Source organism: Micromonospora sp. LH3U1 (assembly GCF_028475105.1).
GTDB lineage: Bacteria > Actinomycetota > Actinomycetes > Mycobacteriales > Micromonosporaceae > Micromonospora.
Genome location: NZ_CP116936.1, coordinates 2,316,935 through 2,342,420, shown reverse-complemented (window position 1 = coordinate 2,342,420; position 25,486 = coordinate 2,316,935). Strand labels below are relative to the sequence as shown.

At 71.4% G+C, this 25,486-nt stretch carries 22 protein-coding genes, 1 pseudogene and 1 riboswitch; of the genes and pseudogenes, 9 read left to right on the top strand and 14 right to left on the bottom strand.

Features of this window, described 5'->3' with window-relative positions:
* Positions 1–53: 53 nt before the first annotated feature.
* On the bottom strand, positions 54–365 hold the full coding sequence (locus tag PCA76_RS10685) for a hypothetical protein (protein ID WP_110561958.1): 312 nt from the start codon (positions 363–365) through the stop codon (positions 54–56).
* 113 nt (positions 366–478) lie between these two features.
* Here PCA76_RS10685 and PCA76_RS10680 point away from each other — a divergent pair, with 113 nt between their 5' ends.
* Positions 479–817, top strand: a complete 339-nt coding sequence (locus PCA76_RS10680) for a DUF952 domain-containing protein (RefSeq protein ID WP_272617104.1) — start codon at positions 479–481, stop codon at positions 815–817.
* Positions 818–929: 112 nt separating this feature from the next.
* On the opposite strand, the gene PCA76_RS10675 is transcribed toward PCA76_RS10680, so the two are convergent.
* The 3 genes from PCA76_RS10675 to PCA76_RS10665 form a co-directional block, all read right to left on the bottom strand.
* Positions 930–2,687: a CDP-glycerol glycerophosphotransferase family protein gene (locus PCA76_RS10675; protein ID WP_272617102.1), complete on the bottom strand. Its 1,758-nt coding sequence runs from the start codon at positions 2,685–2,687 to the stop codon at positions 930–932.
* Positions 2,688–2,913: 226 nt separating this feature from the next.
* Positions 2,914–5,043: a DUF6077 domain-containing protein gene (locus PCA76_RS10670; protein ID WP_272617100.1), complete on the bottom strand. Its 2,130-nt coding sequence runs from the start codon at positions 5,041–5,043 to the stop codon at positions 2,914–2,916.
* Between the two features lie 124 nt (positions 5,044–5,167).
* Positions 5,168–5,806: a TetR/AcrR family transcriptional regulator gene (locus PCA76_RS10665; protein WP_272617098.1), complete on the bottom strand. Its 639-nt coding sequence runs from the start codon at positions 5,804–5,806 to the stop codon at positions 5,168–5,170.
* 178 nt (positions 5,807–5,984) lie between these two features.
* Here PCA76_RS10665 and PCA76_RS10660 point away from each other — a divergent pair, with 178 nt between their 5' ends.
* The 4 genes from PCA76_RS10660 (at position 5,985) to PCA76_RS10645 (ending at position 11,053) form a co-directional block, all read left to right on the top strand.
* Positions 5,985–6,878 carry an ABC transporter permease gene (locus PCA76_RS10660; RefSeq protein WP_272617096.1) on the top strand — a complete coding sequence of 298 codons (894 nt, stop codon included), beginning with the start codon at positions 5,985–5,987 and terminating at the stop codon, positions 6,876–6,878.
* A gap of 34 nt (positions 6,879–6,912) precedes the next feature.
* On the top strand, positions 6,913–7,689 hold the full coding sequence (locus PCA76_RS10655; protein ID WP_272619294.1) for an ABC transporter ATP-binding protein: 777 nt from the start codon (positions 6,913–6,915) through the stop codon (positions 7,687–7,689).
* A gap of 145 nt (positions 7,690–7,834) precedes the next feature.
* Positions 7,835–9,352 carry a bifunctional cytidylyltransferase/SDR family oxidoreductase gene (locus PCA76_RS10650; protein ID WP_272617094.1) on the top strand — a complete coding sequence of 506 codons (1,518 nt, stop codon included), beginning with the start codon at positions 7,835–7,837 and terminating at the stop codon, positions 9,350–9,352.
* A 30-nt stretch (positions 9,353–9,382) separates the two neighbouring features.
* Complete coding sequence (locus PCA76_RS10645; RefSeq protein ID WP_272617092.1) at positions 9,383–11,053, top strand: CDP-glycerol glycerophosphotransferase family protein; 1,671 nt, start codon at positions 9,383–9,385, stop codon at positions 11,051–11,053.
* A gap of 4 nt (positions 11,054–11,057) precedes the next feature.
* Here PCA76_RS10645 and PCA76_RS10640 read toward each other — a convergent pair whose 3' ends face one another.
* Entirely contained in the window at positions 11,058–11,804 is a 747-nt protein-coding gene (locus PCA76_RS10640; RefSeq protein WP_272617090.1) for an alpha/beta fold hydrolase, read from the bottom strand.
* 157 nt (positions 11,805–11,961) lie between these two features.
* On the opposite strand from PCA76_RS10640, the gene PCA76_RS10635 reads away from it, so the two are divergent.
* Positions 11,962–13,008, top strand: a complete 1,047-nt coding sequence (locus PCA76_RS10635; RefSeq protein ID WP_272617088.1) for a hypothetical protein — start codon at positions 11,962–11,964, stop codon at positions 13,006–13,008.
* 73 nt (positions 13,009–13,081) lie between these two features.
* On the opposite strand, the pseudogene PCA76_RS10630 reads toward PCA76_RS10635, so the two are convergent.
* The 4 genes and pseudogenes from PCA76_RS10630 to PCA76_RS10615 all read right to left on the bottom strand — a co-directional run bounded on the left by PCA76_RS10630 (position 13,082) and on the right by PCA76_RS10615 (position 17,252).
* Positions 13,082–13,929 (bottom strand): annotated as a pseudogene (locus tag PCA76_RS10630) (C39 family peptidase).
* Between the two features lie 243 nt (positions 13,930–14,172).
* Positions 14,173–14,313, bottom strand: a riboswitch (cyclic di-AMP (ydaO/yuaA leader).
* Between the two features lie 284 nt (positions 14,314–14,597).
* The gene (locus tag PCA76_RS10625) at positions 14,598–15,368 is read right to left on the bottom strand and encodes a hypothetical protein (protein WP_272617086.1); all 771 of its coding nucleotides are present in this window, start codon (positions 15,366–15,368) and stop codon (positions 14,598–14,600) included.
* 130 nt (positions 15,369–15,498) lie between these two features.
* A complete protein-coding gene (locus PCA76_RS10620) occupies positions 15,499–15,903 on the bottom strand; it encodes a hypothetical protein (RefSeq protein ID WP_272617084.1) in 405 nt (134 codons plus the stop codon).
* A 92-nt stretch (positions 15,904–15,995) separates the two neighbouring features.
* Complete coding sequence (locus tag PCA76_RS10615) at positions 15,996–17,252, bottom strand: acyltransferase family protein (RefSeq protein ID WP_272617083.1); 1,257 nt, start codon at positions 17,250–17,252, stop codon at positions 15,996–15,998.
* A gap of 312 nt (positions 17,253–17,564) precedes the next feature.
* Between PCA76_RS10615 and PCA76_RS10610 the strand changes: the two genes are divergently transcribed.
* Positions 17,565–18,740 carry a glycosyltransferase family 2 protein gene (locus tag PCA76_RS10610; protein WP_272617081.1) on the top strand — a complete coding sequence of 392 codons (1,176 nt, stop codon included), beginning with the start codon at positions 17,565–17,567 and terminating at the stop codon, positions 18,738–18,740.
* A 134-nt stretch (positions 18,741–18,874) separates the two neighbouring features.
* Positions 18,875–19,927: a pseudaminic acid synthase gene (pseI, locus tag PCA76_RS10605; protein WP_272617079.1), complete on the top strand. Its 1,053-nt coding sequence runs from the start codon at positions 18,875–18,877 to the stop codon at positions 19,925–19,927.
* A 64-nt stretch (positions 19,928–19,991) separates the two neighbouring features.
* Here the strand turns inward: pseI and PCA76_RS10600 are convergent, their stop codons facing one another.
* Genes PCA76_RS10600 through PCA76_RS10585 form a run of 4 tightly spaced genes read right to left on the bottom strand, consistent with a single transcriptional unit; the run spans position 19,992 to position 22,761 of the window.
* Positions 19,992–20,498 carry a hypothetical protein gene (locus tag PCA76_RS10600; protein WP_272617077.1) on the bottom strand — a complete coding sequence of 169 codons (507 nt, stop codon included), beginning with the start codon at positions 20,496–20,498 and terminating at the stop codon, positions 19,992–19,994.
* Positions 20,482–21,237 (bottom strand): SDR family NAD(P)-dependent oxidoreductase, encoded by a 756-nt coding sequence (locus PCA76_RS10595; RefSeq protein ID WP_272617075.1) that lies wholly within the window; start codon positions 21,235–21,237, stop codon positions 20,482–20,484. The genes PCA76_RS10600 and PCA76_RS10595 overlap by 17 nt, the downstream gene beginning before the upstream one ends.
* Positions 21,230–22,513 (bottom strand): AMP-binding protein, encoded by a 1,284-nt coding sequence (locus tag PCA76_RS10590; protein WP_272617073.1) that lies wholly within the window; start codon positions 22,511–22,513, stop codon positions 21,230–21,232. Before PCA76_RS10590 ends, PCA76_RS10595 begins: the two co-directional genes overlap by 8 nt.
* Positions 22,510–22,761, bottom strand: coding sequence for an acyl carrier protein (locus tag PCA76_RS10585; RefSeq protein WP_091401397.1), 252 nt, complete (start codon positions 22,759–22,761; stop codon positions 22,510–22,512). Before PCA76_RS10585 ends, PCA76_RS10590 begins: the two co-directional genes overlap by 4 nt.
* 100 nt (positions 22,762–22,861) lie before the next feature.
* On the opposite strand from PCA76_RS10585, the gene PCA76_RS10580 reads away from it, so the two are divergent.
* Positions 22,862–23,371 carry a GNAT family N-acetyltransferase gene (locus PCA76_RS10580; RefSeq protein WP_272617068.1) on the top strand — a complete coding sequence of 170 codons (510 nt, stop codon included), beginning with the start codon at positions 22,862–22,864 and terminating at the stop codon, positions 23,369–23,371.
* Between the two features lie 101 nt (positions 23,372–23,472).
* Here the strand turns inward: PCA76_RS10580 and PCA76_RS10575 are convergent, their stop codons facing one another.
* A complete protein-coding gene (locus PCA76_RS10575) occupies positions 23,473–25,209 on the bottom strand; it encodes a hypothetical protein (RefSeq protein WP_272617066.1) in 1,737 nt (578 codons plus the stop codon).
* Positions 25,210–25,486: the final 277 nt, after the last annotated feature.

Genomic DNA, 25,486 nt, shown 5'->3' with positions numbered 1-25,486 from the left:
AATGGTGGCAGAAGCATGCGCGGAGCGGGAGGCCGCCTGCCGCGACGGGCCGGCTACAGACCGAAGACGTCGTCGGCGGTGGCGTCCCGGACGCCGTCGGTGAAGCCGCGGAAACCCGGATCCTCGTGGCTGGCCGGCACGCTGGTGACGGTGACCCCGCTGGCCTGGGTGACCGCGTCGACCAGGGGCGGATAGTCGATCTCGGCGTCCTGGAAGGCGTCATCGTCCGCCTCGGCCAGGTTGATCACATGCTGGACGTCATCGGACGGAGTGTCCGGGTCCTCGGCCCACTCGCCGCCAGCCCGGTAGCACTCGTCGTACAGCGCGCGCTGGCTGTCGGTCCAGTCGTCGTCGTAGCTCTGCATCGCCCATCCCTCCGCGGCCCTTGACCTGAGCATGCCCGGCGGGGGGCGACGGGCGCGGCGGTACCGGCGAAAACCGGGCGAGCACGGCGGCGGCACCCCCGTAGGCTGCCGTTGTGATCTACAAACTGCTGTCGACCACGGAATGGGACGACGCCCTCGCCGCTGGCGCTTTCACCGGCACGCCGTTGGACCACGAGTCCGGGTTCATCCACCTCTCCGGCGGCGACCAGGTGGTGGAGACGGCGCGCCGGCACTTCGCCGGGGCGACCGGGTTGACCCTGCTGAGCGTGAAGGAGGAGCGGCTCGGCGACGCGCTGCGCTGGGAGCCGTCGCGCGGCGGGCAACTCTTCCCCCACGTGTACGGCCCGCTGCCGGTCACGGCGGTGGTGGCGGCGCAGGCACTGCCGGCGGACACGTCGGCCGCCGACGCGGTCGCCGCCCTGCTGGGCTGACACGGCTCTGCTGGCTGACACGGCTCCGCTGGCTGACACGGCTCTGCTGGCTTACACGGACGTGCCCGGCCCGAGAGGTGTCGGACCGGGCGCGGAACGCCGTACGCGAGGCTCAGCGGCAGAGCCGGCCGATCTCCTCCTGGAACCGGTCCATCGGGTTCGCCTCGGCCGGGCCGAGCAGGTAGGTCTTCAGCTCTCGGCGGGCCTCGGTCATCGGGTCGTCGCCGGCCCGGGTGACCGCCACGATCTTCTCCAGCTCACCGCAGTCCTTGGAGAGCAGGTACGCGGCCCGAGCCGTCGGGTACTCCCGGCGGAAGTCGTCCTCCGGCAGGCCGGCCGGGTTGGCCACCACGTACGGCCGCTGGCTCTGCACGAAGTCGGAGACCACACTGGACACGTCACTGATCAGCAGGTCGGTCTGGTTGAAGCAGTCGAACAGTCCGGGCGTACGGCCGGTGACCACCAGGTGCGCGGTGCCGTCCAGGGAGGACGCGTCCGGGTTGCCACCGGCGGCGCGGATGGCCGCCACGATCCGCTCGTGCACAGCCCTGGCCGCCCTGGACCGTGACCCGGTGAGCGGGTGCGGCTTGTAGATCACGCGCAGCCGGGGAGTCGTGGCGAGCAGCCCCTTGACGATCCGCTCGCCCATCAGCACCAGCGAGGTGTGGTACGGGTCGTCGTCGAGCCAGCCCTCCCAGGTGGGGGCGTAGAGCACGGTGAACGGCCGGTCCACCGACTCGGCGCCGAAGGTGTGCACCCCGGCCAACTGCGGTCGACCGATCTCGACGATGTCCGAGTCGAGCACCCCCACACCGGCCCGGGCGTAGCGCTCCCGGCCGGCCAGGCCTGCGACCCAGACCTCGTCGTACACCTTGCTGTAAGGGTTGACGCTGGCCTGCTTGTCACTGTCGCCGTGCCCGATGAAGACGTGCTTCGTGCTCGGCTCACGGAGCATGTGGATGTTCGCGCCGACGTTCGCGGAGTAGAGCGCCGCGCGGATGCCGCTGAGTTCGAGGTTCATGAAGTCGACCCCGGTCGGTACGCAGATCACCGGCAGCCGGGTGTCGGCCAACTCCAGGAACGCATCCCGGCTCCGCATCAGCACCACCGCGCGCTGCTGAAGCGCCTCGGTCGGGGCAAGCCACATGTTCGCCTGGTAGACGTCCTTGGCCGGACCGGCGAAATAGAGCGCCACCTCGGGCCGGTTCGTGTCCAGCCAACGCTGGACGGCGGGCAGCAGCGGGTCCTGCCCCGCGCCCCGACCCCGGAGCCAGGTCAGCGCGATGATGGCGCCCACCACGCCGGTGGCCACGACCGCCACGGCAGCGGCGACGAAGAACGGAGTCGGATCGTGCTGCACCGCGGCGGCCACAGCGGCCGGCACCAGCAGCAGATTGAGCAGGGGCATCCGGTCACCGGCGACCGCCGCCGCCCACGCCGGCGGTTGAGGGGCGGCGGACAGCGGACCCAGCTCGATGTTGCGCACCATGGCGGAGAGCGGGTTACGACGCTCGATCATGGTGGAGAACGCCCCGGCGAAGACCGACACGACCCACACCGCGGCGGGCAGCACCAGCAGCAGGGTCAGCTCACCGCCGCTGAGCCGCACCTCGGCGGCGACGAGCAGCACGGCCGCGAGGTCCCGGGTCAACTGCCGGTACGACCAGTGCAGACCCACCTTCTCCAACAACAGCTGCGACGGCGGTGACCAGCGGGCGACGGCGAACTCGCCGATGATGGCGGCCAGCCCCGCGACGGCGAACAGGCCGACCCAGCCGAATGCGCCACTGACGAGCATGACCAGGTAGGCCAGCACCAGCAGCGCACTCTGGGCGGCCACTCCGAGACGTCCTGTCAACGTGCCGAACAAACGAGTTCGCTCCCTACAAGATTTCGTTGCGGGCTGTGCCCGTGCTGAATCGACGTCACTCACCGTCGCGCAGTAATCGACCGCGGCCGGCTGCGTGTGACTGCGACCTTAACGCGAGGGGACAGCTCGGTGTCGCTCGGGTATCCGGCACCATTTCGGTCAAAGCTCCGCGCCTCGGTGCACCCGACCCTGCCACCAGGGTCGGGTTGCTCAGCGGGAAAAACGCTCAGGTGACCCGCCGGAAGCAGGTCATCGCCCCGGGTGCCGGGCGCGTCGCGAACTCCTGGTAGCCGAGCTGTGGCGCGGTGTCGCGGGCGTACCTGTTGCCGTTGTAGACGCAGATGGTGCCCACGTCCAGGCGGTCCAGCGCCGGCGTCAGTTCGGCCGGCGCCGGGGTGGTGTCACCGTCGGCGAAGCCGGCGAGCAACAGCCGGTCCTTGGAGAACTGGGATGTGAGGTCGTACTCGAGGAGGTAGAAGTCGCGGGGCAGGACGACCCGGACCTCGCTGGTGACAATCGGTGAGGTTCGCATGATCGTCTTCGGGGCGAGCAGCATGCCCTCCGGGCGGTCCAGCCCCTTGATCCAGAACGCGATCGCCTGACGCTGCTGCGGAAGCTTCCAGGTGGGGCGGTCGTGCACGTCGACCCAACTCTTCGAGGACCACATCGGGGTGGCGAACAGAGCGAACGCGGCGACCAGCAGCACCGCGATCCCGCCGGCCGCGGCGCGGCGCAGCGCCGGTGTCGGTGCCGGCACGCGCACGGTGCAGAGCAGACCGATCAGCGTCGGTAGGGCGAGCAGCCACGGCACGCGCCAGAGCACCACCGAGATGCCACTCAACGCGCTCAACACCTCCAGCACCCCGGGCACGAACATCACGCTCATCGCCAGGGTGGCACCGGCCGCGAGCAGCGCGGGCGTACGCCGCCGGGCGAGCAGCGGACCGCACCACAGCGCCAGGCCGCTGATCACCCCGACCACACCGAACAGCAGGGTCCGTCGGTAGGTGGACGCCGCGTCGAAGAACTCGTCGTCCGCGCCGGTTGCGGTCATCCCGCCGAGGACCAGTCGGGAGACGACCAGCGAGCCGATCGGGTACGCGAGGGCGGCGACGGCGGCGACGATGGCAACCTTCCACCGGCCGACCAGCAGCATGGCGAAGCTGGCGGCGCCGACCAGCATCGGCAGGATGATCGCCGCGGTGTTGGTGAGGCCGATCGCGGTGATCGAGAGTGCCACGATGAGCAGCAGGCTGCGCCGCGACCGGCTGTCGAACCACTCAGTCAGGTAGAGCCACATCAGCGGGATGACCGCCGAGACGAACATGCCCTTGCCCTCGTGGAGCCGGATGAGGTGGAACGTGCCCAGTGCGGCGTCATCGCCGGCGACGAGATACAGGTACGCGACCGCCACGGTGAAGGCGAGCATCGGACGGCGCGGGGCCCACCGGTGCGTCAGCCGCCAGAGTGCCAACACCGCGAACACCGCCATGATCGGCAGCAGCACGAACCAGAGCGCCGAGCTGGCGTGGATGCCGACGACGTTGGCGAACGCGCCGTCGAAGACCTCGAACGACGGGATCGGCGGCTGCGAGCCCATGGACGGCAGCACGTTCTCGGAGAACAGGAAATCGTTGAGCGGAATCAGGTCACGCTCGGCGATCCAGACCGACTTGCCGACGTAGTAGACGTCGTCGGGGGTGTTGCGGGCCATGAACAGCGAGGAGATTCCGACCAGCACCGAGACGGCCAGCGCGTACGCCGACTGCACCGCGGTGGGCGCCGGGACGGCGGCCTGGGTGGAGACCGTGCCGCCCAGCCAGGCCCGGCGCACCAGCAGGATCCCGCCGATCGCCGCGAGCAGGCCGGCCACCGCCGGGATCCACCAGGAGACGTCGGCTTCGGTCCCGGCCAGACCGGCGGTGACGGCGGCCACGGCCGCGGCGACCAGCACCCCGATCAGGAGGCGGCGGTCGACGGTGGGCCGCGGGCCGGTTGGCTCGACGGTTGCCGCCCGCTCGCCGTCGCCCGGGGTGCCGGCGCCAACTCCGCGGGTGCGGGTGAACCGGCGGCGGGCGCGCAGCACGGCCACGACCGCGAGCACCGCGCAGGCGACCAGCCAGATCCGGAAGGTCACCGACGGACGCAGGTCCCCCAGGAAGGCCAGGTGGTAGAGCACGGTGAAGAGCGCGAACGCGAGCACCGCACCATCGGTGAGCACCGCCGGGGCGACGGCCACCAACGCGCGTACCCGGGACCCCACGGCGCGACGGTCGGCGGGCCGGGTTGCCTGCTCGCTCCGAGGCGTCGGATCCGAATCGGCGGGCGCTCCGGCGATGCTGTCGACGTTGGCCACGTGCGTCCTTACTCGTCAGGCGGATGCGGGGCTTCGGCGCGGTGACGGCCGGGTGTCAAGGGGGCAGCCTAGCGGAATTGGGCAGGGGGACCGCTGCTGCGTGAGGCGGGTGTCGGATGCCTGGTCAACCCGAGATCGGGGCTGCCCGGGGACGGGGTACGGCGCTGTCGGCGCCGAGCCCGGCGGCCACGGATTCGACCAGATTGTCGAGGTAGCCGTCCGTGAGCGGGAGTCGGGCGATGGCGAGCCGCCAGTAGAGCGGGCCGACGATGAGGTCGACCGCGGCGTCCGGGTCGGTGTCGGCCGGCAACTCACCGCGTTGCACCGCACGGGCCACCAGGCGACCGCCGATCTCCTGCTGTCGGGCGTGCAGCACCTGACGCAGGGTCGCATCGATGCTGGGGTTGCGAGCGGCCTCGGCCAGCAGGTCCGGGATGATCTGCGACGCCAGTGGGTGGCGCAGCGCGTGCGCCACCGCCTGGAACAGCAGCGCGAGGTCGCCGCGCAGGGTGCCGGTGTCCAGCGCGGGCAGCTTTCCCTGCGCCGCCGCGGCGACGATCTCCAGCACCAGGTCGAGCTTCGAGTTCCACCGCCGGTAGATGGCGGTCTTGCTGACGCCGGCCCGCCGGGCCACCGCCTCGATGGAGAGCCGGCCGTAGCCGACCGCGGCGAGCTCCTGCATCAGCGCATGCCGGATAGCCGTGGTGATCTCGTCACGAAGCACCGCCGCTCCGGCCGGGGCCCGCCTCTTCTCGGTGGTCATCGAGGGCTCTTATCGCAGGTCACGGCGACCAGAGTAGCGCAACGACGATACGGTTGCGTCCCGACGTGTTTCGGACTACTGTCCACGCAGCGACGAGGCGGCGCCCCGCGCACACTTCCCACTAGGATCCCATCGTCGCGAGCAACCCGTCTGCACGAAAGATCGGAGCGCCATTTCCATGGCCACCACCGCGCTGGTCGACCCCGAAACGGGCCTGACCCAGGCGCAGCTGGCCGCTCGGCACGGTCTACGGGTCGCCGGTGAGCGACCCAGCCTCGCCGAGTACAGCCGCCGACTATGGGCCTACCGGCACTTCATCGCCGCGTACGCCAACGCCAAGCTTGTCGCCTCGTACAGCAATGCCAAGCTCGGGCAGCTCTGGCAGGTGCTCACCCCGCTGACCAACGCGGCGGTCTACTACCTGATCTTCGGGGTGGTGCTGGCCCAGAACAGCATCCCGAACTTCATCGCCTACCTGACCACCGGGCTGTTCATCTTCAACTTCACCCAGAGCGCGGTCCTGGCCGGCACCCAGTCGATCAGCAGCAACCTGGGGCTGATCCGGGCGCTGCACTTCCCCCGGGCCAGCCTGCCGCTGTCCACCACGATGACGCAGTTCCAGCAACTGCTGGCCTCGATGGTGGTGCTGATCGGCATCGTGCTGGTCACCGGCGAGCCGCTCACGTGGGAGTGGTTGCTGCTGGTGCCGGCCCTGCTGCTGCAGGCGCTGTTCAACGCCGGCGTGGTGCTGATGGTGGCCCGGTTGGGCGCCAAGTCGAGCGACCTCAAGCAGGTGATGCCGTTCATCATGCGCACCTGGATGTACGGCTCCGGCGTCCTCTACAGCGTCAGCCTGTTCGAACGGCTGCCCAGTTGGGCGACGACGCTGGTGCAGTACAACCCGCTGCTGGTCTACATCGAGCTGGCCCGGTACACGCTGCTCGAGGAGGCACCGCTGCTCAACGAGTCGCTGACCCAGCTCTGGCTGGTCGGTGCCGGTTGGGCGCTGGTGGCCGGGATCGGCGGTTTCATCTACTTCTGGCGCGGCGAACAGGAGTACGGCCGTGGTTGAGCAATTCGACGCTCCCGTCGAGGCGAACGCGACGATGACCCGGACGCAGGAGCGCATCCCGACCGTGGTCGTGGACGACGCGCACATCATCTACCGGGTGCACCAGGGCGCCGCCGGTGGCACCACGCCGGTGGCCGCGCTGCGGCGGCTGGTCAAGCGCACCAAGGCGCCGAACGTGCGGGAGGTGCACGCGGTCAAGGGCGTGTCCTTCACCGCGTACCGGGGCGAGGCGATCGGGCTCATCGGCAGCAACGGGTCCGGCAAGTCCACCATCCTGCGGGCCATCGCCGGCCTACTGCCGGTCAACCGGGGTGCCATCTACACCCAGGGCCAGCCGTCGCTGCTCGGCGTGAACGCCGCGCTGCTCAACGACCTCTCGGGTGAGCGCAACGTCGTCCTCGGTTGCCTGGCCATGGGGATGCACCCCGACGATGTGGCCAAGCAGGCCGCGGGGATCATCGACTTCTCCGGGATCAACGAGCGGGGCGACTTCGCGAGCCTGCCGATGCGCACGTACTCGTCCGGCATGGCTGCCCGGCTGCGGTTCTCCATCGCCGCCGCCAAGAAGCACGACGTGCTGCTCATCGACGAGGCGCTCGCCACCGGTGACAAGGGCTTCCGCAAGCGCAGCGAGCAGCGTGTGCGGGAGCTGCGGGAGGGGGCCGGCACGGTGTTCCTGGTCAGCCACCAGCTCTCCTCCGTACGGGACACCTGCGAACGGACGATCTGGCTGGAATCGGGCGTCCTGCGGATGGACGGGCCCACCGACGAGGTCATTCGGGCCTACGAGGCGTACGCGAACAGCAAGTAGTACGCCGGCGCACGTCCGGCATCGACACGGCGCCATGGACCGCGTCGCCCGCGTTGGGGCGGCGCGGTCCGCGCGTTAAGGTTCATTCCGTCGCCGCTCGGGCGGAACCTTCCGTTAACGCATCCCTGAGAGTGAGGATCCGGCAATGACGCAGGACCAGACCACTGGCCCGGACGCCGCAGCGGAGAACCCGGAGCCGTGGCGGCCCTCGCGGACAGTGGCGGTGGTTCTGGCCGGGGGCACCGGCACCCGGCTGGGTCTCGGCATCCCGAAGCAACTGCTGAAGATCGCCGGCAAGCCGATCATCGAGCACACCCTGGCGGTCTTCGAGACGGCGCCGGAGATCGACGAGATCATCGTGCTGATGGCGACCGGCCACGTCGACGACGCCAAGCAGATCGTCGAGAAGGCCGGCCTGCGCAAGGTCACCCAGGTGATCGAGGGCGGCGACACCCGCAACGCCACCACCCGGATCGCGCTGGACGCGGTCGGCCCGGCGGACTGCAACATCCTCTTCCACGACGCGGTACGCCCACTGCTCAGCGGCCGAATCGTGCGCGAGTGCGTGAACGCGCTCTGGACCTATGACGCCGTGGACGTGGCCATCCCGTCCGCGGACACGATCATCCAGGTGGACGACAACGACTGCATCACCGACATTCCGGTGCGGTCCCGGCTGCGCCGTGGGCAGACCCCGCAGGCGTTCCGCTCCCCCACCATCCGCGAGGCGTACCGGATCGCCGAGGATGACCCGAACTTCGCCGCCACCGACGACTGCGGTGTCGTGCTGCGCTACCTGCCCGGCACCCCGATCAAGGTGATCGACGGTTCGGACGAGAACATCAAGGTCACCCACCCGGTCGACGTGCACCTGGCGGACAAGCTCTTCCAGCTCGCCGCGGCGCAGGCGCCCCGGCTGACCGACCACCGCAGCTACAGCGAGGAGCTGACCGGCCGCACCATCGTGGTGTTCGGCGGCAGCTACGGCATCGGCCACGAGCTGGCCGAGCTGGCCCGGCGCTACGGCGCCCAGGTCTTCCCGTTCAGCCGCTCCAGCACCGGCACCCACGTCGAGCGGGCCGGGGACGTCGAGGCCGCGCTGACGACCGCCTTCGAGGCCACCGGCCGGATCGACCACGTGGTGGTCACCGCCGGAATCCTGGAGAAGGGCGCCCTCGCCGAGATGGACGAGGAGACCATGGACCGGGTGCTCCAGGTCAACTTCGTCGGCCCGGTGACCATCGCCCGCCAGGCTCTTCCATATCTCCAACAGACCAAGGGCCAACTGCTGCTCTACACCTCCAGCTCCTACACCCGGGGGCGGGCCCGCTACGCGCTCTACTCGGCCACCAAGGCCGCCCTGGTCAACCTCACCCAGGCGCTCGCCGACGAGTGGGCCGACGTCGGCGTACGCGTCAACTGCATCAACCCGGAGCGGACCGCCACCCCGATGCGGACGCGGGCCTTCGGCGAGGAGCCGGAGCACACCCTGCTCGCCGCGGAGGCTGTCGCCCAGTCGTCGCTGGACGTGCTGATCTCCGATCTGACCGGCCAGGTCATCGACGTACGCCGGGCACCCGGTGACGGGCCCACACCGACCGTGCCGGCCCAGTCCGGGCCGGGTCGGTTCGAGGCGCCGGCCGGTGCCTCGACCGCGAACTGACGGCGGCGGCGGAACCACGAACGGAGCGACATGCGCGGCGACCTGGTCCGAAAGCTGGCCGCCCGGTGCCTGAGCATCGGGCTGGCCGTGCTGGCCTTCGTCGTGCTGGCGCTCACCGGCGCCACCGGGTGGGGGCTGGCGCTGGCGGTCGCCGCGCTGGCCGCCTCGGCCGCTGAGCAACGGGTCCGGCCCAGCGCCGACCTCGTCGCGGAGACGACGCTGATCGCCGCTGCGCTCCTGGTCGGTTACTCCCGGCGGCTGGACGACGGGCTCAACCTCGCGCTGGTCGCCACCGCACTGGTCCTGCTGGGGTTGGTGCTGCTGGTGGGGCCCCTGCGGACCGCCGGCAACCTGGAGATCCGGGCCGCCAACCTGCCGGTACGCGCCTGGACGCCGCTGGTCGCCGACCGGCTCGGCACCGCCCTGCTCGGGCTGCTCGCCGCCGTGGCGCTCGCTGCCGCGCTCGCCCTGCCGGCCGGCGTGGCGCTGGCCGCCAGTCTGCTGGTCGGCGCGGGCGCCGATGCGGTCGCACTGGACCTGGCCCGGCGGCGGTTCCGGCCGACGGCTGGTGGCGGGCCGGTGGCCCGTGCGCTGCGCCGGCACCAGCCGGAGTTCCTGCTCTACTTCTCGGCGCCTCCCGGGTCGGAATACCAGGTCACCATGTGGCTGCCCTACCTGGAACGGATCGGCCGGCCGTTCATGGTCGTGCTGCGCGAGCCGGAGTTCCTGGCCCCGATCGCCGCGGCCACCGACGCGCCGGTGGTCTACTGCCCCACCCTGCGGGCGATGGACGAGGCGCTGGTGCCGAGTCTGCGGGCCGCGTTCTACGTCAACCACGGGGCGAAGAACAGCCACTGCATCCGCTTCACCCAGCTCACCCATGTCCAGCTGCACCACGGCGACAGCGACAAGGCACCGAGCGCCAACCCGGTGTCGGGGATCTTCGACCGGATCTTCGTGGCCGGTCCGGCGGCGATCGACCGGTACGCCCGCGCCGGGGTGCAGATCCCGGCGGACAAGTTCGTGGTGGTGGGCCGCCCGCAGGTCGAGTCGATCGAGGTACGCCCGGAGCCGGCGCACGGGTTGACGCACCCGACCGTGCTCTACACCCCGACCTGGACCGGGCACCACGCCGACGCCGACTACTGCTCGCTGCCGGTGGTCGAGGGTCTTCTGCATCGCCTGCTGGAGCGCGGCGCGACCGTGATCCTGCGGGCCCACCCGTACACCGCGCAGAACCCGGCGTCGGCACGTCAACTGGGCCGCCTGACCGAGTTGCTCGTCGCCGACCGGGCCCGCACCGGTCGCCAGCACGTGGTCGGTGCGGCCGCTCGGGAGCTGAGCCTGACCGAATGTGTCAACCGTTCGGACGCGCTGGTGTCCGACGTGTCCGGGGTGATCTCCGACTACCTCTACTCCGGCAAGCCGTACGCGGTCACCGACATGGGCGACGAGGGCGCCCGGTTCGTGGAGCGCTTCCCGTTGGCCGGGTCGGGTTACGTGCTGCGCCGGGACATGTCCAACATGGACGAAGTGCTGAACGCACTGCTGGACACCGACCCGCTGGCCGAGGCCCGCTGGGCCACCCGCCGCCGCTACCTGGGTGACTTCCCGGCCGACTCGTACGCTGAGGCGTTCCTGACCGCGGCCCGCCGGGAGCTGGCGCCCGCGACGGAACTGACCGCGCCCGCACCGGTGTAACCGATCAGCGGTACGGGTCCAGCAGCGCCAGCACGGCCGCCGGGTCCTCCACGTGGGCGTTGTGGCCGAGACCGGGCAGCGTGGCAACGGGTACGCCGTACTCCTTGAGCTGTTCGTCGGTGACCATCGGGTCGTGTTCCCCGCGCGCCAGCACCACCGGCACGTCGATCGCCGCCAGCAGCGCGGCCAGGTCGGGCTCACCGACCGCGAAGGCGGTCGGGTCCATGGCGAGGCGCCACCGGCCGTCGACCTGACGCAGCCCGGCGTCCACGACCGGGTCGTCCGGCGGGACCAGGCCGACCAGTCCGGAGACCCGCAGGTAGCGGCGAGCCGCCTCGGTGCGGCTGGCGAACCAGCTCACCGGGCGCGCGGCCAGCTCGGCGGCGCGGGCCAGCTCGGCGGGCGACCAGGATGCCTTGATGCCCAGACCGACCACCGCGTCCACCGGCATCCCGGCGGTGCGGGCGGCCAGCGCGAGGCCGACCACCCCACCCAGTGAGTGCCCGAGCACGACGAGCCGGTCGTCGGCGGCGAGGCCGTGGGCGATCCGGCCGGCGAAACCCTCGAAGGAGTACGACGACAGCGGCGCCGCCCAGCCGTGACCGGCGAGGTCCGGTGCCAGCCACCGCCCGGGCCAGCGCTGTTCGAGGTATGGCGCCCAGGGCAACCACACGTCGCCCGTCGCCCCCATGCCGTGCAGCAGCAGCAGGACCGGCCTTCGACCAGCGTGACCACCCGATTCATCCACCACGGCCGCAGTCTCCCACGGTTCAGGGCCGGGTACGAGAGTCGTCATCGGCGCCACTCGCGGGGACACCGACCAAGCAAGATCCACTGTAGAGTTCGGCGCCTGGACGGGGAGCGTCACTTGTCGATCCCCTCGCGCAGAGGAGCCCACCGTGTTCAGGATGCTCGGATCAGCACTGGCCGCGACCCTGGCGGCCGTCGCGCTCGGCGCGCCGCCGACCCACCCCGCGCTCGGCACACCGACGGACGTCTCCACCGACGGCGGCGGGTCGGGTGCCGAGGCGGTCGCGGCGGCCGACCGGGTCCTGCGGGTCTACAACAACAACATCGAGAACCTGGTGCTGAACAACTCCGACGGGAGCTGCACCCGAATCCCCGGGCCGGACCACCTGACCTCGATCCTGGTCGACGACGCCGGTCGCACCGGCACCAGCGGCGTGGTGGCACCCGACATCCTGATCGTGCAGCAGGTGCGCGGCACCGGCCAGGCCGAGGCGTACGCCGACCAACTGTCGGCGAAGTTCGGCTACCCGGCGGGCACCTACGGGGCGATCGTGGCGTGGAGTGACCCGGAGCCCTGGGGCGGCACGCACAAGTGCAGCTCGCAGTCGCTCGGCGACCTCAAGAAGAAGCAGACCAACGGCATCATCTGGAACAAGCAAACGCTCAGCCTCGCCACTGGCGACATCTCGAAGTACTGGAGCGCGGGCTGGCTCAAGCCGGGCACGGCGTACGCCAACGGTGCCGGATGCACGCTGTACAAGCCGCCGAACAGCGACCCGGACAGCACCGACTACCACAAGTGGAAGCGGACCAGCGCCATCGCGGCCCGGTTCACCATCAAGGCGACCGGCACGAGCGTGTTCGCCGCGACCATGCACCTGCCGCAGGAGAACCGGCAGAACGCCTGCGCCGGCGACGGTGACCGGGGCATCGCCAACACCGGCATCCATCTCGGCGCGGACGCGACCAGCCTGCTCAACGCCTCCACGATCCGCGTCGTGGGGATCGACGCGAACCGTACGGGCATCGCATCCGGCACGCTGAGCGGCTACGGCATGACCGGCTACGGATCGAAGGCCACCAACGGCTCCAGCAAGATCGATTATCTCTTCGTCAAGGGCGGGGTGCAGCCGTCCAGCATCGACCACACGGTCGGTGGGACGAAATCGAACCACCTCGCGCTGTACGGCTTCATCACCTACTGACCGCACAGGCAGAGACGCCGCGGGCGCCGGCCCCTTGTGGGGGACGGCGCCCGCGGCGGTCTGCGCGCCTGGGTCAGGCGGAGTAGCCCCGGCTGGCGATCCAGTTGGCCAGGTCGATCGTGGTGATCCAGTACGACGGGTCGGCCGCGTTCGCCGAGTCGGCGATCCGCACGGTCCGGCCGTTGTCCTTGTAGCCCACGACGGCGATGTAGTGCCCGCCGCCGTAGGAGTGCCAGCCGCCGTTGGTGTCGGTGGCGTCGCCGACGACGTTGGCCACCACGCCGCGGCCGTCGGTGATGGCCTTGACGACGTCGGCCTGGAGCCGGTCCATCTGGGCCGAGCTGGGCGCGCCGGCGAACATCCGGGTCCGGTACGGGGAGCCCTTCACCTCGGCGTTGAGCACCCGGGTGGTGTCCTCGGCCGAGTTGGTGCCCATCTCGGTGGTGCCCAGCTCGGCGCCGAGCTCGTCCTGGGTGCGGTCGATGCCGGTGGCGCTGAGCGCGTTACGGGTGGCTGCCGGGCCGCAGTTGTAGTACGTGTTCTGCGCCTCGTAGTCGTAGTCGAGCACCTTCGTCGCAGGCGGCTTCGGCGGGGCTGGCTTACGGGTCAGGTCCGGGTTGCTGCTGGCCTTGGCGGCGGGTGACGCGGCGGTGGTGGCCGGGGCAGCGCTGGTGGCGGCGGCGGTCGGCGCGGCGCTGGCGGAGGGGACGCGTCGCGCGCCTCACCGCGGGAGGCAGCGGTGTCGCTGCGCATCTCGGCGACGGTGGTCGCGGTGCGCTGGCTGGCCGGGGCGTCGTCGGTGGCGGTGACAAGGGCGCCGGTGGTGGTGGCGATCGCGAGGGCCGCGGCGGAGGCGACGGCGATCTGGTACGGGCGCTCGGTGGCAATGCGGCGGAGCTGACGCTGCAGGGTGTGCTTCACGGGGTCCTCCACGGATCGGGGGGAGAGCGGCACACCGGGGCCGGACCGGTATATCCGGGCAGGCGCCAGCGCGCGGACCGTGGTCCGCGGATGGTGAACCGCTCAGGGGAACGCCCGGTGCTGCCGGGCGGGATAGGCGATGACCCGGGGGTCAGCTCACCGTCACTGGACGAATGAGCGGGGGCACCGCTGCGCCGTGGAGGCGAGGGAACAACCGAGGGGTGGAGAGCTGCACGAGGATGGAACTCCTTCCGACACCGCCTACCGGGTTAGCTGACGGATTCGGGCGGGAAGATCGCCCTACCGCGGGCCATGGCTCGCGGATTCACCCCGGACTTACTGATGGGTCCCCGGTTCGTTTTCACGATTGAGCGGGTCGGCGCGGCGTCGCCTCTTGCGATCGGTTACCGCACCGGACGGGACGACACTACTGGCCTGTTCGCACCCTGCCAAGCCAGGTTCACCTGCGTAAACCTGATCTGGCACGACAATTTCTGCGCGTATTGCCGATGATGTGACTCGATGGGACAAGCGGTTACGGCGACGCCTGCGGGCGACAACCGGACAGGCCGCCGATAATGCGGTCACAATTCCGGGAAAAATCGCGCCGATCGCGCCGGACGCCCGATTTCGCATTGGCGTGACCGGGCTCACATCACGGATCGGGCTCAACCCACGCGGGCCGGCCGCCAGCGTGCCACGAGCGCAGGACGGACCGTCCCGTTCGCCGCCCGGCGAGCGGGGACCGGGTTCGGCCGCAGCCGGGCCGCTGCCGCGTACGCCTCGTCGGCGAGGGTGCGCGCCGCCTCGGCGGCCAGTTCCGCGTCCCGCCACACGGCCCGCTCCCGGGTGGCGGCGGCCTCGTAGTCGGCCCGCCTCGCGTCCCGGATCGCCCGGCTGAGCACCACCTCCTGCTCGACCGGGTGCCGCCGGGGATCCCAGCCGCGCCGGTGCCCGAACACGTCGCCCAACTGCGCCATGCTCAGGTCGCCCCGCCAGTGCGCCGCAGTCGCCGCGCGGAGCAGGTAGCGCTCCCGGAGGGCGTACTCGGCAGGGGTGCGGGGGGTATGCGGGGCGGGCAGCGCCCCGGCACCCGCGAACCGACGGGCGGCGGTGTCCGCCTCGTCGTACCCGGTCCAGGCCCGCTCCATCTCCTCCTGAGCGGTCAGCCAGGCCGCGCGTCGCCGCCGCGCGGTCGTCGCCGCGCCGGCCGCAGCGACGGCCACCTCCTCGGCGTACCGGCGCAGGTCGACGGCCTCGGCTTCGGCCACCTCCCGAGCGGTGGGCGCGGCCGGGAGCGGGTCGTCCGTGGGCCGGTCCCGCTCGGGGCGAGCGACCAGCACGGCGAGTACGCCCAGTGTCAGCAGGAACAGGGCCGACCAGATGGCGGCGGCCTGCGGAACCTCGGTCACGAACTGGTAGAAGACAACGGTCTCCATGGTCGGCACCTCGGGGAGAGAGCAATGCGGTGGAGCCCGACCGGCAACCTGGCCACGGCGGGCCACGGATCGGCGGGGGCAGAGCTGGTGGGTCGACAGGGCGCGGCGGCGGGACGCTCGTCCCGGTGGCTCAGCGCCCGGGTGGGGCCCGGGGCGCCCGACTGCTCGGACCGCCGACGAGGGGCAGCGGGTCGGGCCCGGGGGCGCACACCGGAAGCACGCCGGTCGCGACGGTGACCTGGCCGCCGGGCAGCGAGTCGACCGACCAGGCCGGGGGCTTCTCGGCGGCCCGCTCAGGGACCGCCCGGGCCGATTGCGCGGGCCCCTGTGCCACGGTGGGCCGGCACGACGCCGCCAGCGATCCGGCAGCGAACGGGATCGGCACGGCGCTCGGCACGGCGCTGAGCGTCGGTGCGACGGCCGTGGCCGGGCCCGCGCCAAGCGCCAGGGCCGCAGCGACGGCGAGGCTGGTCAGCACCCGTGTCGCCCAGCGCGCCACCCACCACAGCGGACAGGTGAGCGCGACCGGAAGCACGTCCCCACGCTACCGTCGCGCCGACCCGGACGCACCGACCACGGGCGTGTCGGCTCACGCCGCGCCGACCCCGCTGACCAGGGTGGATGGTGTCAGCGCGAGTCCACGTACGTTGCTCGGCTGTCGGCTGGGTCGGCCCCGCCGGCCCCGGTTCGAGGCCCGACGCCAGCGGCGTTGGGGGCATCGCTGTCGGGGGCTTCGCTGCCTGCCGTGCGCGGTCGGGGGACGGACACGGGTCCGGGGACGGACACCGGTCGGGCCGGACGGCGCGGCGCGAGTCGGCGCATCATCGGGGTCTCGACGAAGCGATGCAGCAACCCGGCGAGGACCAGGTTCACCACCAGGAAGCCGAGCACCACGGCCGGGCCACGCCAGCCCTCGAAGCCGGTCCCCCAGTCACCGCTCCAGCGCAACACGCTCGTCATCACCAGCACGTGAACCAGGTAGAAGGCGAAGGAGACCTCACCGAGCCAGACCAGCGGCCGGGACCGCCACGGCGAGCGCCGACCCCGCACGTCCGCGTCCGCGGCGGCGGTGATCACCAGCAGGTACGCGACCGCGAGCAGCGTGGTCCACAGTTCGGCGCGGATGAACTCCGTGGCTGCCACCCAGGTGGCCAGGAAGATCCCGCTGGCCACGGTCAGCCCCGGGCCGCGCCAGAGGCCACGGCGCATCAACTCGGCCGCCACCGCGCCCAACCAGAACTCCAGCGACCGCACGGGTGGGAAGACCTGGGTGAACCACCATCGGCTCACCTCCGGCACCAACTGCTGAGCCGGCCAGAGCGCGAGGATCAGCAGCGGCAGTGCGACGATCAGCACCCACAGCAGCTTCGGCCGGGCCCGGCGCAGCAGTGGCAGCGCCAGCGGCAGACACAGGTAGAAGAAGAACTCGCAGGACAGCGACCAGCTCACCGTGTTGATGCTGTAGAACCAGCCCGGCCGGGGGTCCCAGGCCTGCAACAGCACCAGGTTCTCCAGTGCGGCCGCCGGGAGGACCGGGTCGGCGAACCACCAGGCGACCAGCAGCGTGGCTCCCCACAGCACCAGGTGATTCGGGTAGATCTTGGCGACCCGTCGTCGCCAGAAGATGCGCCGGGAGTCGCCCGCGCGGGCCGACCAGACCAGCACGAAGCCGCTGAGGATGAAGAAGAACTGCACCCCGGACAGGCCGAGGGTGAACAGTGCGTCGACGACAGCCTTGTAGTCCGGCTCGGCGATGATCCGCATGGTGCCCGCGTGGAATCCGAAGACCAGCAACGCGGCGATCCAGCGCAGCCCGGTCAGCGAGGGCAGCCGGGCTGGTGCGGGGGCCGGCTGGACAGCCGGCACCTCGGCGGCGCTCGTCATGCCGGGATCCCGAAGCTCGGCAGGGTCACCAGCACGTTCGTATCCTCCTCGGCGCGGCGTCGGACGACGCGACGGCGACGCCCGCGACGGCCCGGCAGGGCCGCACCCGGGGCACCCTACCGGGTCACTACCGGGTGAACCGGACGTGTCCCACCCGCCAAATGCCGGTCGGAGCAGTCCTGGTCCCCTGCTTCGAGGACCGGCCCGCCGGCCCGGCGTTAACCTCCCGCTGGGCGGGAGTTCAGAGACTCCACCACCGGTGGCCACGTCAGGTTCCGTGACCGGCCACCCGGGTCGTCGAAGGTGGCGAGCGTGGTCAATGAGCCGACGCACGCACCGCTGCTGAGCATCGTCGTGCCCGTGTACGGCGTCGAGGCGTACCTGTACCAGTGCCTCGCGTCGATCCGGGCCGACGTCCCGGCAGGCGAGTCGGACGCGGTCGAGCTGATCGCGGTCGACGACGCCTCTCCGGACGGCTGCGGCGACATGCTCCGCTCGTACGCGGTCAGCCGCGACGGCGTCCGCGTCGTACACCTGAGCAGCAACGTGGGTCTGGGCCTGGCCCGCAACGCCGGGCTCGACGTGGCCACCGGCCGGTACGTCTGGTTCATCGACAGCGACGACTGGCTGCCGCCGGGCACGATCGCGGCGGTGCTGGACCGGCTGCGCCAGCACCAGCCCGACGTGCTCATGCTGGACCACCTGCGGGTGCACGAGGACGGCCGGCGGGAGGTCGACGCGAGCAGTCACCTGCTGCGCGGAATCCCCGCCGTCACCCGGCTGGCCGACCAGCCACAACTGCTGCGGGTGCAGCACACCGCCTGGAACAAGGTGGTCCGCCGGGACTTCCTGGACGAGCTGGAGCTGCGGTTCTTCCCCGGCTGGTACGAGGACATCCCGTTCAGCCACCCGCTGCTGATCGGGGCGGAGAGGATCTCCGTGCTGGACCGGATCTGCTACCTGTACCGGCAGGGCCGGCAGGGCGCGATCACCTCCACCCGCAGCGGCCGGCACTTCGACGCATTCGCCCAGTACGAGCGGCTGTTGGACTGGGTCGCCCGCAAGCACCCGGACGAGCGTTTGCAGTCCGAACTGTTCCAGCTGATGATCAGCCACTACCTGGTGGTGGTGGGCAACGACGACCGGCTGCACCCACACCTGCGGCGGGACTTCTTCCACCGGGCCGCCGAGCACTACCGTCGGTACCTGCCCACCGGCGGCTACCCCCTGCCCCCGGGCGCGAACGGGCTCAAGCACCGCCTCGTCGGGCGCGGTGACTGGCTGGCGTACTCGGCACTGCGGCAGGCACACCGCGTCGCTGGTCGCCTGCGCCGGCCCGGCCCGGCGGGTGGCATCGGCACCGACACCGGTTCGGTCACCACCGACGAGGACCCGGGCCGAGGGGCGGGCACCGCGACGACGCGGGACGGCGGGCTCACCATGGCGACGGAGCGACGTGACGCGCTGGCCGGGGGCCGCCGGCCGTGACCGCCCCCACCGCACACCACGCCGGGAGCCGGGTCGGCTCCCGGCGCCCTGGTTCTCCAGGTCGTCCCCCCCGCCGGGTGGACGACGACAGCACCACCGCACCCCGGTGCGGACGTACCTGAGCAGAGGTCGGAATGACGGCGACAATCAAGATCGGACCGCACGCGGTCGGTGCCGGGGAGCGACCGTTCGTGGTCGCCGAGATGTCCGGCAACCACAACGGCGATCTGAACCGGGCGCTGGCCATCGTCGACGCGGTGGCCGAGAGCGGGGCGCACGCGCTGAAGCTCCAGACGTACCGGCCGGACACGATCACGATCGACGTCGACACTCCGGCGTTCCGGATCTCCAGCGGGCACGAGTTGTGGGGCGGGGAGAACCTGTACCGCCTCTACGAGCGCGCCCACACCCCGTACGAGTGGCACGCCCCGATCTTCGAGCGGGCCCGCGAGCGTGGGCTGACCGTCTTCTCGTCACCGTTCGACGCGACCGCCGTGGAGCTGCTGGAGTCGCTGGACGCACCCGCGTACAAGATCGCCTCGTCGGAGCTGGTCGACCTGCCGCTGATCCGGCTCGTGGCCAGCACCGGCAAGCCGATGGTGATCTCCACGGGAATGGCGACGGTCGCGGAGATCGACGCTGCGGTGCGAACCGCCCGTGACGGTGGCGCGGCGGGCATCGTCCTGCTGGCGTGCACCGCGTCCTACCCGGCGCCGCCGGCCGACAGCAACCTGCGCCGACTGCCGGTGCTGGCCGGTGCGTTCGACGTGCCGGTCGGGCTCTCCGACCACACGCCCGGCATCGGGGTGGCGGTCGCCTCGGTGGCGCTCGGCGCCTGCTTCATCGAGAAGCACGTCACGCTGGACCGGGCCGACGGCGGGGTGGACTCGGACTTCTCCCTGAACCCGGCGGAGCTCACGGCCCTGGTCGCCGAGTCGGGCCGCGCGTACGCGGCGCTGGGCGGTGCCGCGATCGGCCCGACCCCGGCGGAACGGGAAGGGCTGCGGTTCCGCCGTTCGCTCTTCGTGGTCGAGGACGTCCGCGCCGGCGACCCGGTGACCGCGCACAACGTTCGCTCGATCCGGCCAGCCGGCGGGCTGGCCCCTGTGGACATCGACCGGGTGCTGGGCCGCACCTTCGCCACCGACGTCCCCCGAGGCACCCCCCTGAGCTGGGACCTGATCTAGCCGTCGGCACAGGGCTGGGCTGCGTCGACACTGCCGCGCCGATCATGGAGTTGTGGTGGGGGTTTCATGCCTCCGTGCCTGCTTTGTGAGGCACCACAACTCCATGATCGGCGGGGCCTACCGGGATTGATGGTAGGGGCCGGGGAGGGTGGGTCGGGACGACGCCTACGGTGACCACCAGGTTGGCTAGCCGTAGGGTGCGCCAGACTGTAGGTTCGTCGGCTGGCGTGCTCAGCCCGTGGCGACGCCACCAGGCCACCATCGGCACGTCGGTCAACTTGCAGCAGCACTCGGCGCGGGTCCACCGCGCCCAGAAGTCCTCCACCCCGAACCGGCGAGCCAGCGCCGGGGGCACCGGAGCGTCCACGCGTTCCGCGTCGATGGCCAGCCGCCACCCGGGTGTCGGCGGGCCGTACCAGCCGACGCAGCGCCCGTCGTCGAGGTGACTGCGGGTCACCGCATCGGCCAGGTCGGCGGGGGCGCCGATACGCAGATGCCGCTCGGCGGCGGCGAGCAACCCTGGCACCGGACGGGGCCGGACCGGCCGGGCCAGGTCAGATGGCGGCGGCACCGTCCACCACGATGACCTGGCCGTTGATGTTGGTGTGCTCCCGCAGCAGCATCCGCACCACCGGTGTGACCTCCACCGGCTCGGTCAGGTGACCGGTCGGGGTGCGGCGCACGATCTGGTCGAGCTGGGTCGGGCCGAGCACGGCGGACATCTCCGAGGCAAAGAAGCCGGGGGCGACCGAGTTGACCAGCATCCGGCCGCCCAACTCCCGGGCGAGCGAGCGCGTGGCGGCGTCCATGCCGCCCTTGGTGGCCGAGTATGCGACCAGGCCCGGGAAACCGCGCTGCCCGCAGATCGAGGTGATGTTGACGATCCGCCCGCGCAGCCCCTTGGCGAGCATCCGGCGGATCACCAGCCGGGTCAGCTGCAGCGGGGCGGTCAGGTTGGTCTCGATGATCCGGGCGATGTCCTCGGTGGAGGTGTGCGCGTGCAGCGAGTCCTGACCCATCGCGGCGTTGTTGACGATGCCGTCGATCGGGCCGAGGCGCTGCTCCACCTCCCGGACGAAGCTCTGCACGGCGCGCAGGTCGGTGACGTCCACCGCGCCGACGTGCACCCGGTCGGGGTGCTCGGCGGCGAGCTTCTCCAACTCCGGGGTGATGGTGCGAGCGAACGCGGCCACCTTGACGCCCGCGTCGAGCAGGTCGGTCACGACGGCCAGGCCAAGCCCTCGGGAGCCGCCGGAGACGAGAACCACGGAGCTGGGTGGGACGAGCTGGGTGTCGGCGGGGTCAGACATCGCTCTTCAGGGTCTCCTTGACGGGAATCTCGGTCAGCACGCGGATCCGTCGTGGCACCGCGTGCTCGGGAAGCCGGTCGGCGCACCAGCGGACCAGCGCGGCCTCGTCGGTGTCCGGGTGGTCGGCCGGATCGGACGGGTCGGCGGGAGCGAGGACCACCTCAGCGACCACCATCCGGCCGAGCACCGGGGCACGGCGGCCGGTCACCCGGGCCCAGGCAACCGCCGGATGCCCGGCCAGCACATTGCGGACCACGCCGGCGGAGACCTTGCTGCCACCGACGTTGATCTCGTCGGAATCCAGCCGGCCGGTGATCAGTACGCGGTCGTCGAGCACCTGCACCCGGTCGCCGGTGCGGATCGGGCCAGCCAGACCGGCCCCGTGGTACGGAGAGGTGACCACCAGTTCGTCATCGCGGACGGAGAGCGTCGGCCGACCGGGGGTTTCCCGGTCCAGCCAGTCGACCGGGAACCCGGCCCGCCCGTCGTGCACCACAATGGACGCCCCCACCTCGGAGGACGCGTAGATCCAGGAGATCCGGGCCGCGGGGAAGACCTCCCGCAGCTGGTCCAGGATCGCCTGGTCCACCGGCTCTCCGCCGAGGGTGATCTGGCGCAACGGCACGCGGGCCAGCGCGGCGGCGTCGCGGTAGAGGGTGCGACGCCAGAAGGTCGGGGTGCCGGAGGCGGCGTCGACCCCGTACGAAGTCGCCACCATGGGCCAGTCGTCCAGCTCGTCGGGCTCGACCACCACCAGGTGCTGGCCGGGCTGGGTCAGCGACAGGGTGACCACCTGCCACCAGGCGTACGTGCCCGGGGCGTACGGGCAGAGCCAGGTCCGATCGGGCTGGTCGGCCCGTACGGTGGTCAACGTGTCGAGGGTGTGCCCGACCCGCTTGGGACGCCCCGTCGAGCCCGAGGTCAGCAGCCAGAGCCGGCCGGGTTCGGCGGCTCGCGGCTGGGCCGGGACGCTCGAGTGCACTCCGTCGTCGTCGAGGACGCTGACGATGAACCCAGCCTCCAACAGCTCCGTACGCATCGCCGCGTCGACCCGGCTCGCGGTGCTGAGCAGCAGCTCAGTGCCGTGCACGGCGTGCTGCCGAGCGGCGGTGAGCGCGTGCACGGCGGCGTGGGCGAGCACGGCTGCGGGGTCGGGCAGCGTCGGCGTCGGCAGGGAGCGCCAGGTCAGCGCGGTGCCACCGACGACGACCCGGTTGTCGGCACCGGCCGGCTCCGGGTGCGCGGCTGCGGGGTCGCGCGACGTCGCGACGGTCACTGGTGCTGGAGCTCGACGAGGAAGTCGAGGACGTCCCCGACGGTGGCGATGCGGCGCAGGCCGGGGGCGTCGAAGTTGAGCTCCTCCCCCGTCTCGTCCTCCACCCGCAGGGCCAACTCGGAGAAGTCGAGCGACCGGAACCCGATCTCCCGCAACTGCGCCGCGTCGTCCGCGGGCAGCTCCTTGTCCTGGTTCTTCAGCACCTGAGCCATGAGGTCGCGGATCTGCGCGCGACTCAATTCGTTCATGCGCCGCAGTCTACAACCCCACGAATGGATATCTGATTTCCCGGTAGGCCCGGGTAAGGTGCCGGGACCCGACGTGAACAGATAAGAAAGCGAGACGCACGTGCTGCGCGAAGCGACGGCGGACGACGTTCATCTGATGTTGTCCTGGCGTAATCAGGAGACCAACCGCCAGGTCAGCAAGACCAGTCACGAGATCACCGCCGAGGAGCACGCCCGGTGGTGGTCGACGGTCCGCACCGACCCGTCCCGGCGAGTGCTGGTGTACGTCCGCGACGGCCTGCCCTGCGGTGTGGTCACCTTCTTCGACCTGCGGCTGGACGGTCCTCGCACCGGCTCGTGGGGCTTCTATCTGGACGCCGACGGGCTGGACGCGCGGGGCGAGACGCTGCCCGCCTGGCTGGGGGTCATGCGGGAGGCCGTCGAGTACGCCTTCGACGGGCTGCACCTGGACCGCCTCGACGGCGAGGTGCTCGGCCACAATACCGTCGTACGACAGATGAACCGGCGTTTCCGATTCGTGGAGGGCACCCCACGACAGGAGCTGTCCGACGGCCGGGAAATCACCGTCATCCCGATTTCCCTGGCTCGCGCCGACCGCCGTCAGCGCTGATTGACCAACCATTTCCGCCGTGGACGATAATCATTAACCGACCGTGTTCCCGGTGGACATCCGCCGTTCACGAATAGCGGTGTCAACCGGGGCGTGGCGGGTCAGGCCCGCCGCCAGGCCGCCCAGTGCTGCTCCGGGTTGCCGCCCAGTCGGACGAAGCCGTACGCCGTCCCGTCCCAGTCGTCGGCCTCGCCGGGCGCCCAACGGGCGAACACCACCTGAGCCGCAGCCGGCGGCTGCTGCTCGCCGAACCACCGAACGTCTGCCCAGGTCACCTGGTGGCTGAGGTTGAACCGCAGGACGTAGTGCACACCCGTCGATGCCCACACCCGCTCGCCGGGGCGTACGCCGACGTCGGCCACCCGGGGCGTCGGGGCGCCGGTCGCGACGGCCGGCCGCACGACCCGTTGGTCGATCACCTGCATGGTGACGAGGTTGACCACGACGAGAACGCCGAGCACCGGCAGCCGCAGTCGGGGCACCAGGACGGCGGCGACGAGCAGCAGACAGCCGGCGATGCCGACCAGCGACCCGATCACCGGCCGCATCTCCCGCAAACTCCCGGTCAATGCCACCAGCTCCGGGGCACTGAAGCCGCCGTAGCGCAACCGGTGGCCCTGGCTGGCCACGTATGCGAGTCGGACGGCGATCAGCGCACCGCCGCCGGCCAGCAGGGCCACCGCGACGGCCGCCCGGCGCAGCACCACCCGGCGCCCGGAGGTGAGGACCACCCCGAGCCCGACCAGCAGCCAGAACGGCGCCAGCATCTGCACGTAGCGGCCGTAGATCGCGTCCAGCGGCTTGCCGGTGATGCCGGCCAGGATCACCGACGCGCCGCCGGCCACCCCGACGGTCACCACCAGCGCGACGCCCATCGTCCACCGGGCGGCGTCACCGTGCCGTGGGCGCCACAGCTCGCGGACGGCAGCCGCCCAGGCCACCCCCGCCATCCCGAACGTGATCACCACGAGGTACCAGAGTTGGGTGGCGATGGCCGCGCCGGCGCGACCCACACCCTGCACGGAGGCGAGCGCCTCGAACGTGCTGCCCCCGGGAGGGCTGCCGAGCAGGTAGACCTTGTTGCCGAGGTAGTGGATGGCGGCCTCGTTGACGAGCGCCATGGCGAGCACCGGCAGCAGCGCCGCGAGCACCGCGAGCGGGCTGATCCGGCGGCGGATGAACAGCAGCAGGACCAACCCGGCGTGCACCGCCACGATCACCAGGCCGCGCGAGTGCAGCAGGTGGAACCCGCCGACCAACAGGCCGACGGTGGCGGCGGCGAGCGGGCCGGGCCGGGTGATCCAGCGGTGCACGGCGAGCAGCCAGGCCACCACCAGCGGCGCCATCACCGTGTCGATCATCGCGATGCCCGCGTAGAAGACGGTGGCTGGCAGGGTCGCCGCCACGACCGCACCGAGCAGCGCGTACGACCGGCGCAATCGGAGCAGGTGGCGACCGAGCAGGTACGCCAGCGGCAGCAGCGTCGAGTTCACCATCGCGTTGATCAGCTGGACGATCCGGTAGCTGTCGGCGAAGTCCCGGTCCCCGAGGAACGCCGGCGAGATCAGCATCGGGTAGCCGACCCGGCGCAGCAGGTCGTTCTCACTGCTGAAGCCGCCCGGGCCACCGGCGAGCGCGCGGGCGGTGTTCAGGTAGCTGTCCTCGTCGGTGTGCGCAATCGGCAGCACGATGTGCCGGGACAGCCACATCCGCCAGGCCACGCTGAGCGCCCAACCGACGGCCAGCAGCAGCGGCACCAGCCAGCGTCGCGCGGGTGCGGCGCCCGGCGTCTCGACCACCACGGCCGGCCGTTCGATCACGTCGCCACCGGATGCCATCAACGCCTCCAGAATCGCCGGCCGGACCGGGCCCGCGCGGACCCGACGGGCACGTGAGCCCGCGTCGGTGACGCTCGGGGTGACCCGCTCGCACCGAGCCGGTGCGGATGTCGGGTGGACGCGGAGACCGGTGCGCGCAAGGGTCACCGGGTCGCTCGCGCGGTCACTCTAACGGCCCGATCGGGCCAGGTCAGGCCCGTTACGGGCTGGCCGAGAGTGTTTGCCTACCCGGTGCCCCGCATTCACAGGAGCAGGGGTCGTGGTTAACCCGCGAGCG

Excerpts from the sequence above, each read along its gene's own strand:
- PCA76_RS10585 (WP_091401397.1), bottom strand. The coding sequence starts at position 22,761 with ATGAACGAATTGAGTCGCGCGCAGATCCGCGACCTCATGGCTCAGGTG.
- PCA76_RS10660 (WP_272617096.1), top strand. The coding sequence starts at position 5,985 with ATGGCCACCACCGCGCTGGTCGACCCCGAAACGGGCCTGACCCAGGCG.
- PCA76_RS10685 (WP_110561958.1), bottom strand. The coding sequence starts at position 365 with ATGCAGAGCTACGACGACGACTGGACCGACAGCCAGCGCGCGCTGTAC.
- PCA76_RS10625 (WP_272617086.1), bottom strand. The coding sequence starts at position 15,368 with ATGGAGACCGTTGTCTTCTACCAGTTCGTGACCGAGGTTCCGCAGGCC.
- PCA76_RS10665 (WP_272617098.1), bottom strand. The coding sequence starts at position 5,806 with ATGACCACCGAGAAGAGGCGGGCCCCGGCCGGAGCGGCGGTGCTTCGT.
- PCA76_RS10655 (WP_272619294.1), top strand. The coding sequence starts at position 6,913 with ATGACCCGGACGCAGGAGCGCATCCCGACCGTGGTCGTGGACGACGCG.
- pseI (WP_272617079.1), top strand. The coding sequence starts at position 18,875 with ATGACGGCGACAATCAAGATCGGACCGCACGCGGTCGGTGCCGGGGAG.
- PCA76_RS10650 (WP_272617094.1), top strand. The coding sequence starts at position 7,835 with ATGACGCAGGACCAGACCACTGGCCCGGACGCCGCAGCGGAGAACCCG.
- PCA76_RS10595 (WP_272617075.1), bottom strand. The coding sequence starts at position 21,237 with ATGTCTGACCCCGCCGACACCCAGCTCGTCCCACCCAGCTCCGTGGTT.
- PCA76_RS10635 (WP_272617088.1), top strand. The coding sequence starts at position 11,962 with ATGCTCGGATCAGCACTGGCCGCGACCCTGGCGGCCGTCGCGCTCGGC.
- PCA76_RS10615 (WP_272617083.1), bottom strand. The coding sequence starts at position 17,252 with ATGACGAGCGCCGCCGAGGTGCCGGCTGTCCAGCCGGCCCCCGCACCA.
- PCA76_RS10575 (WP_272617066.1), bottom strand. The coding sequence starts at position 25,209 with ATGGCATCCGGTGGCGACGTGATCGAACGGCCGGCCGTGGTGGTCGAG.
- PCA76_RS10645 (WP_272617092.1), top strand. The coding sequence starts at position 9,383 with ATGCGCGGCGACCTGGTCCGAAAGCTGGCCGCCCGGTGCCTGAGCATC.